This window comes from Aquibacillus albus (genome assembly GCF_016908325.1).
GTDB lineage: Bacteria > Bacillota > Bacilli > Bacillales > Amphibacillaceae > Aquibacillus_A > Aquibacillus_A albus.
This window is the reverse complement of sequence record NZ_JAFBDR010000001.1, coordinates 254,723-269,895: the sequence shown is the minus strand read 5'-3', so window position 1 is coordinate 269,895 and position 15,173 is coordinate 254,723. Positions and strand designations below refer to the sequence as shown.

Below are 15,173 nucleotides of genomic sequence, written 5' to 3'. Positions count from 1 at the left end.
AACCTCCTTTACTTCCTTCGTCTAGCGAATATTTTAATCGGGGTTCCTTCAAATCCAAAAGCATCCCGTATTCGATTTTCTAAGAAACGTTCATAAGTAAAGTGGAGTAAATCTGGATCATTCACGAAAACAACAAAAGTAGGCGGCTTCACTGCAACCTGGGTAGCATATAAAATTTTTAAACGTTGTCCTTTAATTGTTGGGGTAGGGTTCATAGCCAGAGCATCCATAATTACATCGTTTAAAATATTTGTTTCTACTCGTTTTGTATGATTTTCACTAGCTTCTATGACCTTGGGTATTAAAGTATGAATTCGTCTTTTTGTTTCCGCAGATAAAAATACAATTGGTGCATAATCTAAATACTGAAAATGTGCACGAACCTTCTCCTCAAATTCCTTCATAGCCTTTTCGTGAGAATCTACTGTATCCCACTTATTGACCACAAGTACAACCGCTTTGCCAGCTTCATGTGCATAACCAGCAATCTTTTTATCTTGTTCTATAATTCCTGTTTCAGCATCGATTAAGACAAGCACTACATCTGAACGTTCTATGGCTCTTAGTGCCCTTAATATACTATATTTCTCAGTATTTTCGTATACCTTCCCTCTTTTTCTCATACCAGCAGTATCTGTGATTACGAATTTCTGCCCGTCCTTAGTAAAAGGGGAATCAATTGCATCTCTTGTGGTACCCGCGATATTACTTACAATAACACGCTCTTGATTTAGGATAGCATTTACTAAAGAAGATTTTCCGACGTTTGGTCTTCCAATTAAACTAAAATAAATCGTATCATCTTCAGGGCCTTCTTGACTTACTTCGGGAAAATACCCAACGACTGCATCTAGCAAGTCACCTAACCCTAGTCCATGCGTACCTGAAATAGGAAATGGTTCTCCAAACCCTAAAGAATAAAACTCATATATCTGATCCCTCATTTCGGGATTATCAACCTTATTAACCGCTAATACTACAGGCTTGTTTGATTTGAACAAGAGTTTTGCTACTTCTTCATCAGCAGCAGTAATACCTTCTCGACCATTAACCATAAAAATAATGACATCTGCTTCATCAATGGCAACCGAAGCCTGTTCACGCATTTGTACAAGCAAAGGTTCATCCCCTAATTCAATCCCACCTGTATCTATAATGTTAAAGGTATTCGTTAACCACTCTGCTTGTGCATAAATGCGATCTCGAGTAACACCAGGGATATCTTCAACTATTGATATTCGTTCTCCAACTAACCGATTAAATATCGTCGACTTTCCTACATTTGGTCTTCCAACTATTGCCACAACTGATTTTCTCATGAAAGGTACATCCTTCCTCTTTTTTAGAACATTTTCTAATTAGGAGTTAGAAATAACCGTCTGATCGTTTCTAACTACATTTTCCTTAACTAATACATTTTAGCAAAAGCGGAAAAGTAAAACAATATGAGAACTTTAACAATGCTAACTAGTTAGTGTTTGACGATGATATATAAGTCATCACTTAGTGCATGACTGATTCCATCCAAAATTGCTTCAAGATTTGCAGCAATTTTGTCCATTTCATTTTTCGAATCACAAATAAATATTGGTGCCCCACCATCGATTTTTTCCTTATTCGTTGTTATTACGGAAAGAACTGCTTTTTCTATATTCATTTTGACTCTCCTCCATTGTTATTTGCTTTTGACTCTGAAGGCATCCTTATCGCGTTTTCTAATACAGGTACTGCACCAATTACACGTTTTGCTTGGTCAATACTTTTATCCTGTGGAAGAATAAATACACCAATTCTACCATCATCTAGATCGCGTTTAATTAAAGGGACTAGAGCTGGTGTACCTGAATCACGAAACACCCCCATAGACACCGACACATCATGAAGAATTGCCTGTCTTTGCCCTAAATTTGCTATTGTTGACCGGACATTAAAATTCTTTGGTGTTAATATGAATCCCATTCCATATTTTAAAACCTCTTGTTGGCGTTCCGGAAGACCAATATTCATAATATAAATATTATCAACATATAATCCCGCACCATCGAAATGAGGTTCTTTAAACTCAATATCAACGATATCCTTAAGTGTCGAACCACTCATAAATTTCCTCATGATAATATAACAAATAAGGGCAGCTAATATGGCAGCACCTATATTCCACACCAAGTAAAAAAGAGTACTTAAAAACGATGTAAAGATAACCAAATAGTTTCTGCCTTCAAAAGCTACAGCAATGCCCTCGATATAAGTTTTACCTCTTGGAACTAATTCATAACTATCTAGTTCGGAAAGGGTATTTCTCTCCATATTGCGAACTTCTCTAAATTGAGATGCAGCAATCGTTAAAAATGTCACCGCTGTAAATTCTTTCTCCATGATAGATGGGACAGCTACAGCTCCTAACCCTGCAGCAATAAAGCCTAATGCAATGTGAATAACCTTCCCGTGTAAATAGGTAGGGTATTGTCTATAATCGGTTCGTAACATGATAAAACGTGACAACGTACCGACTATAACACCAAATAGAATTGGATATGTATATTCATTCATGTGTCCACCTCTTCTTCTGTTTTTCGATAAGTAGAATGAATTGTTCCATTTTTTTTCTCATTTCTAGAAATCCTTGCACCAATAATAGGAGTCCGAATTCAATAAACAATAAATCCAAAAAAGCGAAACCTCCGACATATGGTGTAAATCCATAGCTATGTAGAATAAGACCATGAAGAATTTCTCCTGTTGTCACTCCTAGACACCAAATAGCATACCTTTCCTTAAAAGAAGGAGCTAAAATAAACAAAAGAAATAAGGCTAGTGCTGGTATTAAAATAATTCTAGGAAGTACGATCCACACGGGGCTTAGTTGCTCCCAAAATAGTAATCCGACATAGCCAAACAATAAACACAAAGATTGGATCGTATTCATGAACCAATTAGATGAATGTGCGACGATTATAATAGCCCCAATAATTAATACGATTACAGCGCAATTTATTTGCAATCCTTTTATAGAAAAAGATAAGCTAGAAACGATAATCAGAGTTAATATCCACACAGCCAAAAAAGTTCTTTTTCTATTTTTATTTAATAAGAACGTAATAACAACCCACAACATCCAGCTTATCCAATAAAAATACAGACCATCCATTTTGTCCCACCACCATTAAGCATTATGTCATTTTTATAGAAACTCTAAACATCACCTAGTTCGTTTTTGATTTAAAAACCTTCTTAGGTCATCTTCAACTCACTTTTTCCTTAAAAAAAAGGCTGAATGCAACAAAATAATTGTCGCATTCAGCCTTTTCGTTTTATTATTTATATTTATCTAGCTTGTCACCAATCATGTCTCCTAATTGGAACCCTGAATGATCCTCTTCTTTTTCATACTGCTTCATTTCTTCTTGATTTTTTTCTAATTCTACTTCTTTTATACTTAAAGACATCCTTTTTTCGCTTTCATTAACGTCTAGTACTTTTACCTTGACTACCTGTCCAACCTTAAGGACTTCTTGTGGTGTACCAATATGTTCAGTTGAAATTTGTGATATATGAACTAATCCTTCTACACCAGGTAACACTTCAACAAATGCACCAAAGTTAACTAATCTTTTAACGGTTCCTTCTATAACTGAACCCGACTGCACTCGTGATTCGATATCTTCCCAAGGGCCAGGTTGAGTTTCTTTAAGAGAGAGTGAAATTCTTTCATTATCTCTATCTACTGCTAATACTTTTACTTTAATTTGTTGACCTTCTTCTACTACATCAGAGGCCTTTTCAACATGCTCATGCGATAATTGTGAAATATGAACTAATCCATCAATACCACCTAAGTCAACAAATACACCAAAGTTTGTAAGTCGTTGAACTTTGCCTTCAACAACTTGACCTTCTTCTATTGATTGTATAACCTCTTGCTTTTTAGCTGATTCTTCTGCCTCTACAACAGCACGATGAGATAATATAACTCTGTTTTGTTCCCGATCTAACTCAACTACTTTTAAACGAAGTGTTTTATTTTTGTAATCCTCAAAATCTTCTACATAATACGTTTCAACTAATGAAGCTGGAATGAAACCTCTCAAGCCGACATCTACTACAAGTCCACCTTTGACAACATCTTTTACTTCTGCTTCAAATACTTCGCTATCCTCATATTTCTGTTGTAAATCTTCCCATGCCTTATCAGCATCGACAGCTCGCTTAGATAGAATAACTTCATCATCTTCAAGCTTTTTAACCTTCAGATTAAGTTCATCTCCTTCAGTAACAAAATCAGAGGCTTTTTCTATATGAAGACTAGATAATTCACTTATTGGAATAATGCCATCTATTTTGTAGCCAATATCAACGAGAACTTGTTTCTCTTCTACTTTTACTACCTTCCCAGTAACAAAATCACCAATCGATAACTCCTTAACTTCTGAAACTTCATTATTCATTTCTTCCATATAAGAGACCTCCTTCAATTTCCGTCACAACTCCAAAAACAGAAAATATCCTTTTTTCTAACTTCTTATATTTGTATCTATTTGTCAAGCAATAGAAATAGAATAATCCTTTATTTGTGATTTTCTAGCAGTTTTTTGATTTCTGACATGATCCTATCCGTTACTTCCTGTGGTGAAGCTTTATTTTCTCTTAATTCATCCATTTTGATAGGTGGTCCATAGACAACTTTTATTGAACGGAATGAACGGTAGGGTCCAACAATAGCACATGGTACAATAGCTGCCTGAGAGCGAAGGGCAAAGAAGCCAGCACCAGCTAAACCTTCACCAACTTGACCAGATTTACTCCTCGTTCCTTCTGGAAATAATCCTAATGTATTGCCTTGTTTTAGAATTTCCAAGCCTTGACGAAGTGCGTTTCTATCCTTCATCCCCCGCTTGATGGGGAATGCATGCACTCGCTTAAGTATTCCCCCTACCCACTTCATTCTAAATAACTCTTCTTTCGCCATGAAGTAAATAGATCTCGGGCACGTAACCCCGACCAATGGAGGATCGAGATTTGAAATGTGATTCGAACAAATTATGACAGGACCTTCTTTCGGGACATTATCTCTACCAACTATTTGATAACGATATAGTGGTTTTAAAATCACAGTAAATAAAAATTTACCAACATGATAAAGACTCATGATTTTTCAATCTCCTTTAACCTTATCAACAACTTGCAATATTCGTTCCACTACTCCATCAATCGAAAGTGAAGTAGTATCTATTTCAATTGCATCCTCCGCTTTAACTAATGGTGATGCTTCTCTTTCTGAATCTAGCTTATCTCTTTTTTCTATTTCAGCTTTTAACTGATCGAGGTTAGATGGAAAACCATTTTCAATATTTTCCAAATGCCTTCTTTGAGCCCTTTCTTCCACTGATGCAATTAAGAAAATTTTCACTTCTGCATCTGGAATGACATGGGTTCCTATATCACGACCATCCATTACCACTCCACGTTGTTCAACGAGCGCTTTTTGACGTTTTACCATCTCTTTGCGAACGGATGGGTGTTTAGCAACGATGGAAACATGATTTGTGACCGATTCAGTTCTTATTAAACTAGTGACTTCTTTGCTATCAACTAACACCTGTTGACCATTGTCATTTTGCTGTAAATCTATTTCTGTATGTAACAATAACTCATGTAGCTGTTGATCGTTATCCAAATCAACTTGATAGTCAATTGCCTTATATGTTAAAGCCCGATACATTGCTCCAGTATCTATGTATATATACGAAAGTCGTCTTGCTACTTTTCTTGCAACCGTACTCTTTCCAGCAGCTGCCGGGCCATCTATGGCAATTGCTAATTTTTTTTCGACCATGATAACCATTCATTCCTCTCTATCCAATCATGATGCATATAACTTTATAAATATCGCACCCCTAAAAGGATAACACATTCTGAAAGAAGTAGTCTAAGGTTTCTAGATGATTTTGTTCATCTTTTTTAAAAACACCTAAATATTGATAAATCGGATCAATATAGACGTTAAGCTCAAAATGTTGTATAACCCATTGTGAAACAATAAGTAACAGTCCATGTGCAAACAGCGTTACAATGATATATCTCTCTAAACGCTTCATATGCTCACCTTTTTTATCTTATTGTCTCTAGAACTACCTTAATATATACGATTATTCTTTAAAACTTATGGAGTTAAATGACGCCTTCTTACCTTCAATTGCATTTCAAAGCAAAAACGGATGATATGTTGTCGATCCTTTTCCTTAATAGAATCAAATTGTAAAGATAAGATATTCTTTTTTCCTTCTCCTCGGTGATGAACACGAATAACCCTGGAGGTTGAGTATATATACACATAGGAACCAGATTCTAAAGGAAGTACAAGCCAAACATTTAACAGTTTTCCTTCTTCAAATTCATAACCATTACCATTTGGGATAACGATAGATACTCCTCCACCACTTATATCGTGCGTAACTGTAGTAAAGGGAGCTAAATTATTTTCCGGATCATGGATAGCAGTATCAACAGAAGCATTAATTCGTACATATTTCCTTCTTTGTATTCTTTCTAAATCATTTATTGGATAGTCCAACATTAATGTTGGTATATTTATAAGCTTTTTTTCTTTAATCTCTGTATGAAATCGGTAAACAGAATTATCCTGTCCGACAAAACTGGCACTAAACTCTGTCCCCACAGAAAAGATTTCAGTTCTTCCCGTTTTTTCATTAATTGGATAATCAATATATATAAAGCTTTCTGTTTGTTCTACAACTTTACAACGATAGCGCTCAACCTCCTGATTTTTCTTCCATTCTAGGATGAGCGGTGTACCGATTTTAATCAATGCCTCCGCCTCTTTCCCCATAAAATTTATTAACTTTTATTATTATCTCAAAAAAATAGGAAAAGGGAAAGGAATAATCCTTTCCCTGAAACGCTATTCATACTTATTTTCAGCAACCTTTAGTTTTTCCACTTGAACTTCTATCCCTTTATTTGCATCAATGAATATTTGATACGTATCCTGTCCAAGTGTACCTAAAAATCGATAGGCTAGAACCTCTTCACCTAGATCATCTTCTACAACAGCAAGGGATTGTTCTTGTATTTCTACATTTGGGTTTACTTTATCTTTTGCTTCTTCCTCTGTGAGTGTTGGTTCAGAAATATTTCGTTCTTGATGATTACGGAAATAATCTCTAGAAGATAACCCTAATATTTCACCATTGTCTAAAGCAACTTTAACTTGGACTGAGTCAGGATAAATACGTATATCATCTTCGGTATATACGAAATTATATACACCGACATTATCATACTGGCTGCTTTCAAACATTTCCATATTTTTAAAATCTAACTTACTTAAATAATCATTCGCCTTTTCCATTCCTTCAAATAAACTGATTTTTGGCTCGGAAACTTCTCGATTAACCATTAGAGAAAGCGGATGTCCACCTTTAGTGGAAATATCAATATACCCGCTTTTATCATCTGTATGGTAAGATCCGCTATATGTGGGCACTTTTGCCCCTTCACCTGTTTTTGTTATCGTTATGTCCGTATTTTCATCAATATCGAATAATTCTCTAACCTTTTCTAACGCTTGTTGTTCGGTAATTTCTTTTCCATTGATAAATTGATAATCATGGTTTTCTTTGGATGTGCCTGTAAGACTTGGTCCAAAATTTCCTTCTGTGTAACCCTTTACGGTTTCCTCAACCGTTTCAAATCCATCAACAATAGTATTGTCTGCCTGTTGATCGTTAGTAGCTAGAGCTACTTGAACATCCATCCAACGCAAATTTTCTTCTAATACCATGTGTTGTACCTTTCGTAACTCTTTTTCTATATCACCTGATTTTTCATATAAAGATTCTAGCGTTTCTACTTCCTTATCTGTTAACGGTTCATTCTCTAAGTCTCTAACTGCAGTTCGATAAGTAAAATCTCCAATGTTTGCTAAAAATTCCTCTGTTTTATTAAAAGGGAGTAAAGCAAGTGGTAATTGCCCTACATCCGTTTGAGCCTCTGAAGTCAGTCTCCAAATTTCAATTAACTGAGGTGACAATTGCTCTTTTGTATTCATTGCTAACGTAGTCCCTAATTTATCATGTAATAAATCTATATGATAGGTTAAATCATGAAAAGAACGTTGATAATTATTTTCTGCCTGCACTAAGATTGCATTTTTTTCTTGGTGTTCTTGGTAGCCCCATACCCCAGTTCCTATAACACCTATAGCTAATAAAACAATAACAATCCATCTAAACATTTTTTATCCACCTTTCTACATACAGAATATATGTTTACCGATCTTTTTTATTTGGGGTCTAGTCCAAATCCACCCGGAAGTTGCTGTATCAGGATTAAAATAGTAAAGGGCTTCTCCAGTAGGATCCCAACCATTAAGTGCATCAAGTACTGCTCGTCTTGCTGAATCATCTGGGGTTAACCATATTTGACCATCTGCTACAGCTGTAAACGCCCTAGGTTCAAAAATAACGCCAGAAACTGTGTTAGGAAAGGTAGGACTTTCTACTCTGTTTAAAATAACTGCTGCTACTGCTACTTTACCTTCGTGTGGCTCACCACGAGCCTCACCATGGACAGCATTAGCCATTAAATCAATATCATTTTGTGAAAATCCGGCCGGGACATTTACTGCTGTCGGTTGAGGTGATGTATCTTCATTTTGGGCTTGATTTTGTTGTTGTTGTGCTTGATTCTGCCCTTGATTTTGAGTATTTCGTTTGACCTGTTGTTCTTTAGGTGTTCCACCATAATAAGTAAACTCATTTCCTGCATTGAGCTGCTCTCTAATAAATGCTTTATCATATTGACTTGCATTAACTAGCTTTTGTTTCGTCGTAGCACCTGCAAGGCCATCGATGTCTAATCCAAATTCATACTGAAAGTTCCTTAAGGCCCAATAGGTACCCCAACCAAAGACACCGTCTATTTTGCCATTATAAAAACCTAAGTATTGTAATCTAGCCTGCAACTCAATAACATCCTCACCAACAGCACCATGTTGTATAACTTGTTGACTAAACCCTTCAACTGGTTTAGGTGAATGTGTAGCTGTAATACCTGTCATCGTAAATACTGTTAAAATTGTAAGCATTAAAAACTTCTTAAAGTTCATAAGCATTATCCTCCTATGAGCTGGTTCTTCTGTTGTAATGTGTCTCTATTTTTTGATTGATTCCATTTTTTATACATCTAACCAAATAAAAAAACTATTGCAACGATGCAATAGTTTTCATAGAACTGACTTAAACATTGGATTGTTTCCCAGGAATGACAAGTACTTTGTCAGCCTTGTATTGATTTGCAATTTTTACTTTTCTTAATCCAGAGGCCCATAATCCAATCATAAATGGAATAATTATATACATCCAATTACTTTTAATCGTTTCTAATATAAAATCATAGAATCCATGTAATAATACAGGTACTATCAAAGCTATCATTATGGTTATTCGTGGAGCTTTTGATCGATACTTTGCCTTCCCAAGATAATACCCCATTATAACACCGAACAGTGCATGAGAAGATACTGGAAAAAGAGCCCTTGCAAAGGCATATTCAATTCCATGAGCGATTAGGTATAGAAGATTTTCTACGGTTGCGAACCCTAAACTAATGGAAACTCCATAGGTAATCCCATCATATATGGAATCAAATTCTGTATATTTGTAAATGGTATACATAAAAATAAACCACTTAAAAAACTCTTCAAGAAAGCCTATTAATACAAATGAACGTATAACCGGTGTTTGGCCAATTCCCTCTTCTAAAAAAGCATATTGTATAAACATAATTGGAAATACCAATAAAGCACCATAAACAAATGTGCGTATAACAGAATATATTGGCTCTGTATTATAACGATCCTTCAGGTAAAAAAACGACATCAAGGCAAGTGTCGGTGCAATACCTGCAGTTAGTATCGCTAACATAACGACACCTTCTTTCTATAAGAGGTTGTTCAAAAAGTCACCAAATGATAAACGGCGAATCTCAACGTCGGCTTGTTTTTAATTCGTCGAATTTTTGAACACGCACTATAAGCTAAATCAATCGTATCATGAACATATCATAATGAAAATACTAAATATAGTTCATAGGAAGCATATTAGAAGACAATAGAACCAATATAATACAAATGATTGTTCGGTACTAGGACATAATTTTATTTTGTCAAATTACTTTCCTACTGTATAAAATGAAGCGTAGAGAGAGTTTAATTACTCTCTATTCTTATTTTATTCCTTTTCCTTAATATGTTTAGCTATTTTCTTACCATGAAAACGTCCATTTTCAATGAAAATTTCGTTATTATCAAAACCTGCTGCAACTACTCCAGCAATATAAATATCTGAAATATTTGATTCCATCGTTTCTTCATCGAAGCTAGGCCTACCTGTCTTGTTATCAAAGGTTATCCCAAGATCTGAAAGAAAGGATTGATCTGGTCGATATCCTGTCATAGCAAACACAAAATCATTTTTAATACGTTTCAGTACCCCATTTGATTCAAAAACAACTTCATGCTCTGTTATTTCTTTTACATTTGCATTGAATTCCATCGTAACAATATCTTTTCGAATAAGAGATTGAAACTCAGGTAAAATCCATGGCTTTATACTTTTTGAGTAATCTGATCCTCGATATAATACTGTTATTCTTGCTCCTGCTTTATGTAACTCTAGAATTGCATCAACAGCTGAATTCTTCCCACCAATAACAACAACATCTTTATTATAGAAAGGGTGAGCTTCTTTAAAATAATGCATGACTTTATTCAGGTGCTCTCCTTTTACTCCCAACATATTAGGCTGATCAAGATATCCAGTTGCTACAACAACATTTGTTGCCCGATATTCTTTTTCTTCCCCTTTGTTCGTTTCCGTGCGTAACGTAAATTTTTCTTTATTTTTTTTAATAGATACAACTTTTTCAAAACTGTTAATCCTTAGGCTCTTTCTTTCAGCAACCTCTCTATAATAAGCTAATGCCTGATTTCGTACAGGTTTTTTATTCTCCGTTATGAAAGCAATATTCCCAATTTCTAATTTTTCACTTGAACTAAAAAAAGTTTGATGGGTTGGATAATTATATATAGAATTAACTACATTCCCTTTTTCAATTAGTAAAGGGTTTATTCCAAAATTTTGCAGTTCAATTGCAGCCGACATCCCACATGGTCCTGCTCCTATAATAATCGTATGTTCACTTTGCATGTCCTACACCCCTTGTTCTTAAGTTGAATATTATTAGTTTATTTATTTTTAACAACACTAGGCACCAATAAAAAATAATTAACGTCAAAATCTAATATACGAAAGTTCGACTTTCAAATCCAATAAGTTACTCAAAAAATTACTACCGCAGACTCCTAAAAACAAAAAAACCTATTAGTAAAAGCTACTAATAGGTGCAAGCTATATTTAAATCCATCCTCGAAAACGTGCAGCTTCTGCCATTTTTCGAACTCCTACCATATAAGCGGCCAATCGCATGTCTACACGTCTCGTTTCTGCAGTATGATAAACAGAATTAAATCCTTTAGTCATTACTTTATGGAGCTTATCTTCAATTTCTTCTTCAGACCAATAAAAACCTTGATTATTTTGAACCCATTCAAAATAAGAAACAGTTACTCCTCCTGCAGAAGCAAGTACATCAGGAACAAGTAAAATATCTCGATCTGATAATATTTTTGTTGCTTCTAGTGTAGTAGGTCCATTTGCAGCTTCAACAATAATAGATGCATTAATCTTGTTTGCGTTCTTTTCTGTAATTTGATTTTCAACTGCAGCTGGAACAAGGATATCACATTTAAGTTCTAAAAGCTCTTCGTTCGTAATTGTATTGTTAAAGAGCTTTGTTACAGTACCAAAGCTATCTCTTCGATCTAATAAGTAATCAATATCCAGTCCATCTGGATCATAAAGTCCTCCATACGCATCAGATATACCTACTACCTTTGCACCAGAATCATGTAAAAATTTCGCTAAAAAGCTGCCCGCATTGCCGAATCCTTGGATAACAACCCTGGCTCCCTTTACTTTAATGCCTTTTTTCTTCACAGCTTCATCAATGCAAATAGTTACACCCTTTGCGGTTGCAGATTCACGTCCATGCGAACCACCTAAAACGATAGGCTTTCCTGTAATAAAACCCGGATTGTTAAATTCATCAATTCGACTATATTCATCCATCATCCATGCCATTATTTGAGGATTTGTAAATACATCCGGAGCTGGAATATCTTTTGTTGGCCCTACAATTTGGCTAATAGCTCTTACATACCCTCTACTCAGCCCTTCAAGCTCACGAAAGGACATTTCCCTTGGATCGCAAACAATTCCGCCTTTACCACCACCGTATGGTAAATCAACGATACCTGCCTTTAAGCTCATCCATATAGAAAGTGCTTTTACCTCTTTTTCCGAAACTTTTGGATGAAAACGAACCCCGCCTTTTGTAGGGCCTACAGCATCGTTATGTTGAGCACGGTAGCCAGTGAATATTTTTATAGAATCGTCATCCATTCGAACTGGAATTCGCACTGTCATCATTCGAACTGGCTCTTTTAGTAGTTCAAATACTTCCTCTGGATATCCTAACTTTTCTAAGGCGATTTTTACAATAGTTTGCGTCGATTTAAGTACATCCATTTTATCACTTTGTTCGTTTGGAGAATCTGGCGTGTTATCGGCTACCATGAACCTACCTCCCACAATAATCTACCCAATTTTTATTTACCAAATATTTCACACATTAGTATACACGTTACATATGATTATGCAATAAGATTGAATTCATTATTTTATCACTCAATCATATGTTCTATAAACCACTATAATATATGTATGCATTTTATTATCGATAGGACAATATTTAGCATGTTAAATAATGAGGAGACTGGATTGCTTTAAGCCAATCCCCCCCATGAACATTAATAATCACTGGAAAAAAACTTCAATACTTGTTCCACAGCATTATTATCAAAAATAATTTTTCCATATTCATTTAATCGGTAAGAAGTGATAATGCTAGCAGAAGAGAATTCAGACATAATTGCAATAATATGTTCACGATTTTTCCCTTCGACAATTTGATCATCAATTAGCATATAGTAATTATCATTCATGTGATAAACAGTACCACCATTCATTCCAATATCACTTAGGTGTGAACAAACCTGGATAATGTTTTCAAAATTATCAAATGAAAATATTAGTTCTCTACTTTCATCTAAAGTAACTTTCATTTCCACAAATTCATCATCATAGTCATCATCACTTTGATATTCATTTTGTGTGACAATAATTAACATTCCTTGAGCCTGCATGATTTGTACTTGTACAAGCAAAAAACCTTCTAGTTTAAAACCCAGCTCATCACTAGCTTCAAACATCATATCATGAAACAGTTTGTGAACTCTAGGTAAATCATGCCAAAGATCTTCTTTCGTCAGTCCTCTCTCAATTAAATCATCAAAGGTTAAGAATATTTTAAACTGATTTACTGATAGCCTTTCAAGTCGCATTGAATTCCCCCCTTAATTTAGAAAGCAAGGATTAGTAATAATGTATGAGTCAAGGAAAAAGCATGGTACACTTATTTTAAAAATAGTCACCAATCATTGCATATTATTTTAGGATTAATACATGGCATTCAGCATTTGTTCCTAAACGAAAAGGGAATTTTGTATATCCATATCCCTCACTAGTAAAAACAAGTTTATTACAAACTTTTTTTAAACCCCCACGCGTATAAGGGCCAATACCAAGAAATCGAATTTGTCCCCCATGAGTATGTCCGCTTAATACTAAATCAAAAGTACTTAGGAACGATTTTTCCAGCCTAGGTAAGACATTTGGGTCATGAGTAATTAATAAATGGAGACCATCCTTATCCAAACCAAAATCATCCATTATTTTTGGCTTTCCAGTTTTCATGTAATCCAAACCAACAAGAGTAAAGGTGTTCATATCATGTTGAATAGAAACTCCTTGATTCTTTAAAATATATACATTATTATCCTTTAACATTCGTGTTAGTCTTAAAATATCTACTTCATAATCATTATTTCCCCATATAAAGTAAATACGAGCTTCAAAAGTTTGCAAAAGCTTTATGTTTTTTTCTACTCTATCCAAAGGGACTCCTTTTTCAACTAAGTCTCCTCCGATGATTACAATATCAATTTCTTCTTTTATCTTCAAAATAGTCGATGTTTTAATTTTTCTGGTATGAATATCTGAAATGAAAAATATTTTAAAGGGTTTACTTGTTAATCCCAATTCGATATCTCTCACATCTATTAAATCCCTATGTGCTTTGTATACCATAAATCCAATGAGACTACTAATAAAAATCACTAAAATAGATGTAATCGTTACAATCATAAACCCTTCTATTCTCCCTTTTACGCAAATCAACGAATAAAGTCAAATTTAAAATGATAATACCATATTTCTCATGCAGAAGAAAAAATTTAACAATCATATAAAATAAAGTCCAATGAAGAACTTCATCCAACTTTCCATTTTGTATAATTCTACATCCACAAAATACAATCCTTCTTGCTTAAAAAAATCGAATGAGACAAGTTATGATTTTCATAGGCTTTAAGTGTATGTTTTTATTGAAGAAAGGAGGAAACGGACATGTCACACACACACACAAAGTATTATTATCCATATGTAAGTCCCTTTGATCCCTGTAAACCAATCTCACCAAAAAGCTATGTCACACCACCTCAGTTATATTTGGGATTCCAACCACCTAATTTACCGCAATATGATCCTAAAGAAGCTCTATTTCGTGGTACATTATGGCCTGCCTTGTATAGTAAATATGATAAAAAGGGAGATCGAGGTGATGTAAATGAGTAAGCCTAAAACAATGCCACCCGAGTACTATGAGTTATTAGAGCAAATTCAAGCAGTTGACTTTGCTCTTGTTGAGTTAAATTTGTATCTAGATACACATCCTCAAGACTATGAAGCTATCCAACAATTTAATACTCTTACGTATGAAAGTAAAAAGTTAAAGAAGCAATTTGAAAAACAATTCGGACCATTAATGCATTTCGGAAGAAGCTACTCTAATTATCCATGGCAATGGGATGACCAACCATGGCCTTGGCAAGTGTAAAAGGGGGGGGGAAGTTT

Annotated in this window: 18 protein-coding genes; 2 read left to right on the top strand and 16 right to left on the bottom strand. The window is 34.8% G+C overall.

Features of this window, described 5'->3' with window-relative positions:
* Window positions 1-8: 8 nt before the first annotated feature.
* The 16 genes from der to JOC48_RS01390 all read right to left on the bottom strand — a co-directional run bounded on the left by der (window position 9) and on the right by JOC48_RS01390 (window position 14,405).
* Window positions 9-1,319: a ribosome biogenesis GTPase Der gene (gene der, locus JOC48_RS01465; protein ID WP_204497261.1), complete on the bottom strand. Its 1,311-nt coding sequence runs from the start codon at window positions 1,317-1,319 to the stop codon at window positions 9-11.
* Between the two features lie 152 nt (window positions 1,320-1,471).
* A complete protein-coding gene (locus JOC48_RS01460; RefSeq protein WP_204497260.1) occupies window positions 1,472-1,657 on the bottom strand; it encodes a capping complex subunit for YIEGIA in 186 nt (61 codons plus the stop codon).
* The gene (locus JOC48_RS01455; RefSeq protein WP_204497259.1) at window positions 1,654-2,550 is read right to left on the bottom strand and encodes a YIEGIA family protein; all 897 of its coding nucleotides are present in this window, start codon (window positions 2,548-2,550) and stop codon (window positions 1,654-1,656) included. The genes JOC48_RS01460 and JOC48_RS01455 overlap by 4 nt, the downstream gene beginning before the upstream one ends.
* Complete coding sequence (locus tag JOC48_RS01450; protein WP_204497258.1) at window positions 2,543-3,148, bottom strand: YphA family membrane protein; 606 nt, start codon at window positions 3,146-3,148, stop codon at window positions 2,543-2,545. Before JOC48_RS01450 ends, JOC48_RS01455 begins: the two co-directional genes overlap by 8 nt.
* A 166-nt stretch (window positions 3,149-3,314) precedes the next feature.
* Window positions 3,315-4,454, bottom strand: a complete 1,140-nt coding sequence (rpsA, locus tag JOC48_RS01445; protein ID WP_204497257.1) for a 30S ribosomal protein S1 — start codon at window positions 4,452-4,454, stop codon at window positions 3,315-3,317.
* A gap of 110 nt (window positions 4,455-4,564) precedes the next feature.
* Window positions 4,565-5,146 (bottom strand): lysophospholipid acyltransferase family protein, encoded by a 582-nt coding sequence (locus JOC48_RS01440; protein ID WP_204497256.1) that lies wholly within the window; start codon window positions 5,144-5,146, stop codon window positions 4,565-4,567.
* A 6-nt stretch (window positions 5,147-5,152) separates the two neighbouring features.
* Window positions 5,153-5,833, bottom strand: a complete 681-nt coding sequence (gene cmk / locus JOC48_RS01435) for a (d)CMP kinase (RefSeq protein WP_204497255.1) — start codon at window positions 5,831-5,833, stop codon at window positions 5,153-5,155.
* Between the two features lie 61 nt (window positions 5,834-5,894).
* The gene (locus JOC48_RS01430; RefSeq protein WP_204497254.1) at window positions 5,895-6,095 is read right to left on the bottom strand and encodes a DUF5359 family protein; all 201 of its coding nucleotides are present in this window, start codon (window positions 6,093-6,095) and stop codon (window positions 5,895-5,897) included.
* 65 nt (window positions 6,096-6,160) lie between these two features.
* Window positions 6,161-6,847 (bottom strand): flagellar brake protein, encoded by a 687-nt coding sequence (locus JOC48_RS01425; protein WP_204497253.1) that lies wholly within the window; start codon window positions 6,845-6,847, stop codon window positions 6,161-6,163.
* 72 nt (window positions 6,848-6,919) lie between these two features.
* Window positions 6,920-8,254: a germination protein YpeB gene (ypeB, locus tag JOC48_RS01420; RefSeq protein ID WP_204497252.1), complete on the bottom strand. Its 1,335-nt coding sequence runs from the start codon at window positions 8,252-8,254 to the stop codon at window positions 6,920-6,922.
* A gap of 15 nt (window positions 8,255-8,269) precedes the next feature.
* Window positions 8,270-9,127: a spore cortex-lytic enzyme gene (gene sleB, locus JOC48_RS01415; protein WP_204497251.1), complete on the bottom strand. Its 858-nt coding sequence runs from the start codon at window positions 9,125-9,127 to the stop codon at window positions 8,270-8,272.
* A gap of 130 nt (window positions 9,128-9,257) precedes the next feature.
* On the bottom strand, window positions 9,258-9,944 hold the full coding sequence (gene prsW, locus JOC48_RS01410; protein ID WP_204497250.1) for a glutamic-type intramembrane protease PrsW: 687 nt from the start codon (window positions 9,942-9,944) through the stop codon (window positions 9,258-9,260).
* 306 nt (window positions 9,945-10,250) lie between these two features.
* Entirely contained in the window at window positions 10,251-11,228 is a 978-nt protein-coding gene (locus JOC48_RS01405; RefSeq protein WP_204497249.1) for a YpdA family putative bacillithiol disulfide reductase, read from the bottom strand.
* 207 nt (window positions 11,229-11,435) lie between these two features.
* Window positions 11,436-12,716, bottom strand: a complete 1,281-nt coding sequence (locus JOC48_RS01400; RefSeq protein ID WP_204497248.1) for a Glu/Leu/Phe/Val family dehydrogenase — start codon at window positions 12,714-12,716, stop codon at window positions 11,436-11,438.
* Between the two features lie 233 nt (window positions 12,717-12,949).
* A complete protein-coding gene (locus tag JOC48_RS01395; protein WP_204497247.1) occupies window positions 12,950-13,543 on the bottom strand; it encodes a genetic competence negative regulator in 594 nt (197 codons plus the stop codon).
* Between the two features lie 103 nt (window positions 13,544-13,646).
* Complete coding sequence (locus JOC48_RS01390; protein ID WP_204497246.1) at window positions 13,647-14,405, bottom strand: metallophosphoesterase; 759 nt, start codon at window positions 14,403-14,405, stop codon at window positions 13,647-13,649.
* Window positions 14,406-14,666: 261 nt separating this feature from the next.
* Here JOC48_RS01390 and JOC48_RS01385 point away from each other — a divergent pair, with 261 nt between their 5' ends.
* Together JOC48_RS01385 and JOC48_RS01380 are read left to right on the top strand one after the other, a co-directional pair.
* Window positions 14,667-14,894, top strand: coding sequence for a spore coat associated protein CotJA (locus JOC48_RS01385; protein WP_204497245.1), 228 nt, complete (start codon window positions 14,667-14,669; stop codon window positions 14,892-14,894).
* A complete protein-coding gene (locus JOC48_RS01380; RefSeq protein ID WP_239584108.1) occupies window positions 14,887-15,156 on the top strand; it encodes a spore coat protein CotJB in 270 nt (89 codons plus the stop codon). Before JOC48_RS01385 ends, JOC48_RS01380 begins: the two co-directional genes overlap by 8 nt.
* Window positions 15,157-15,173 lie beyond the last annotated feature (17 nt).

Coding starts and splice junctions, on each gene's coding strand:
- JOC48_RS01455 (WP_204497259.1), bottom strand. CDS start 2,550: ATGAATGAATATACATATCCAATTCTATTTGGTGTTATAGTCGGTACG.
- JOC48_RS01395 (WP_204497247.1), bottom strand. CDS start 13,543: ATGCGACTTGAAAGGCTATCAGTAAATCAGTTTAAAATATTCTTAACC.
- rpsA (WP_204497257.1), bottom strand. CDS start 4,454: ATGGAAGAAATGAATAATGAAGTTTCAGAAGTTAAGGAGTTATCGATT.
- prsW (WP_204497250.1), bottom strand. CDS start 9,944: ATGTTAGCGATACTAACTGCAGGTATTGCACCGACACTTGCCTTGATG.
- JOC48_RS01425 (WP_204497253.1), bottom strand. CDS start 6,847: ATGGGGAAAGAGGCGGAGGCATTGATTAAAATCGGTACACCGCTCATC.
- JOC48_RS01450 (WP_204497258.1), bottom strand. CDS start 3,148: ATGGATGGTCTGTATTTTTATTGGATAAGCTGGATGTTGTGGGTTGTT.
- JOC48_RS01405 (WP_204497249.1), bottom strand. CDS start 11,228: ATGCAAAGTGAACATACGATTATTATAGGAGCAGGACCATGTGGGATG.
- sleB (WP_204497251.1), bottom strand. CDS start 9,127: ATGAACTTTAAGAAGTTTTTAATGCTTACAATTTTAACAGTATTTACG.
- ypeB (WP_204497252.1), bottom strand. CDS start 8,254: ATGTTTAGATGGATTGTTATTGTTTTATTAGCTATAGGTGTTATAGGA.
- der (WP_204497261.1), bottom strand. CDS start 1,319: ATGAGAAAATCAGTTGTGGCAATAGTTGGAAGACCAAATGTAGGAAAG.
- JOC48_RS01385 (WP_204497245.1), top strand. CDS start 14,667: ATGTCACACACACACACAAAGTATTATTATCCATATGTAAGTCCCTTT.
- cmk (WP_204497255.1), bottom strand. CDS start 5,833: ATGGTCGAAAAAAAATTAGCAATTGCCATAGATGGCCCGGCAGCTGCT.
- JOC48_RS01430 (WP_204497254.1), bottom strand. CDS start 6,095: ATGAAGCGTTTAGAGAGATATATCATTGTAACGCTGTTTGCACATGGA.
- JOC48_RS01440 (WP_204497256.1), bottom strand. CDS start 5,146: ATGAGTCTTTATCATGTTGGTAAATTTTTATTTACTGTGATTTTAAAA.
- JOC48_RS01390 (WP_204497246.1), bottom strand. CDS start 14,405: ATGATTGTAACGATTACATCTATTTTAGTGATTTTTATTAGTAGTCTC.
- JOC48_RS01380 (WP_239584108.1), top strand. CDS start 14,887: ATGAGTAAGCCTAAAACAATGCCACCCGAGTACTATGAGTTATTAGAG.
- JOC48_RS01460 (WP_204497260.1), bottom strand. CDS start 1,657: ATGAATATAGAAAAAGCAGTTCTTTCCGTAATAACAACGAATAAGGAA.
- JOC48_RS01400 (WP_204497248.1), bottom strand. CDS start 12,716: ATGGTAGCCGATAACACGCCAGATTCTCCAAACGAACAAAGTGATAAA.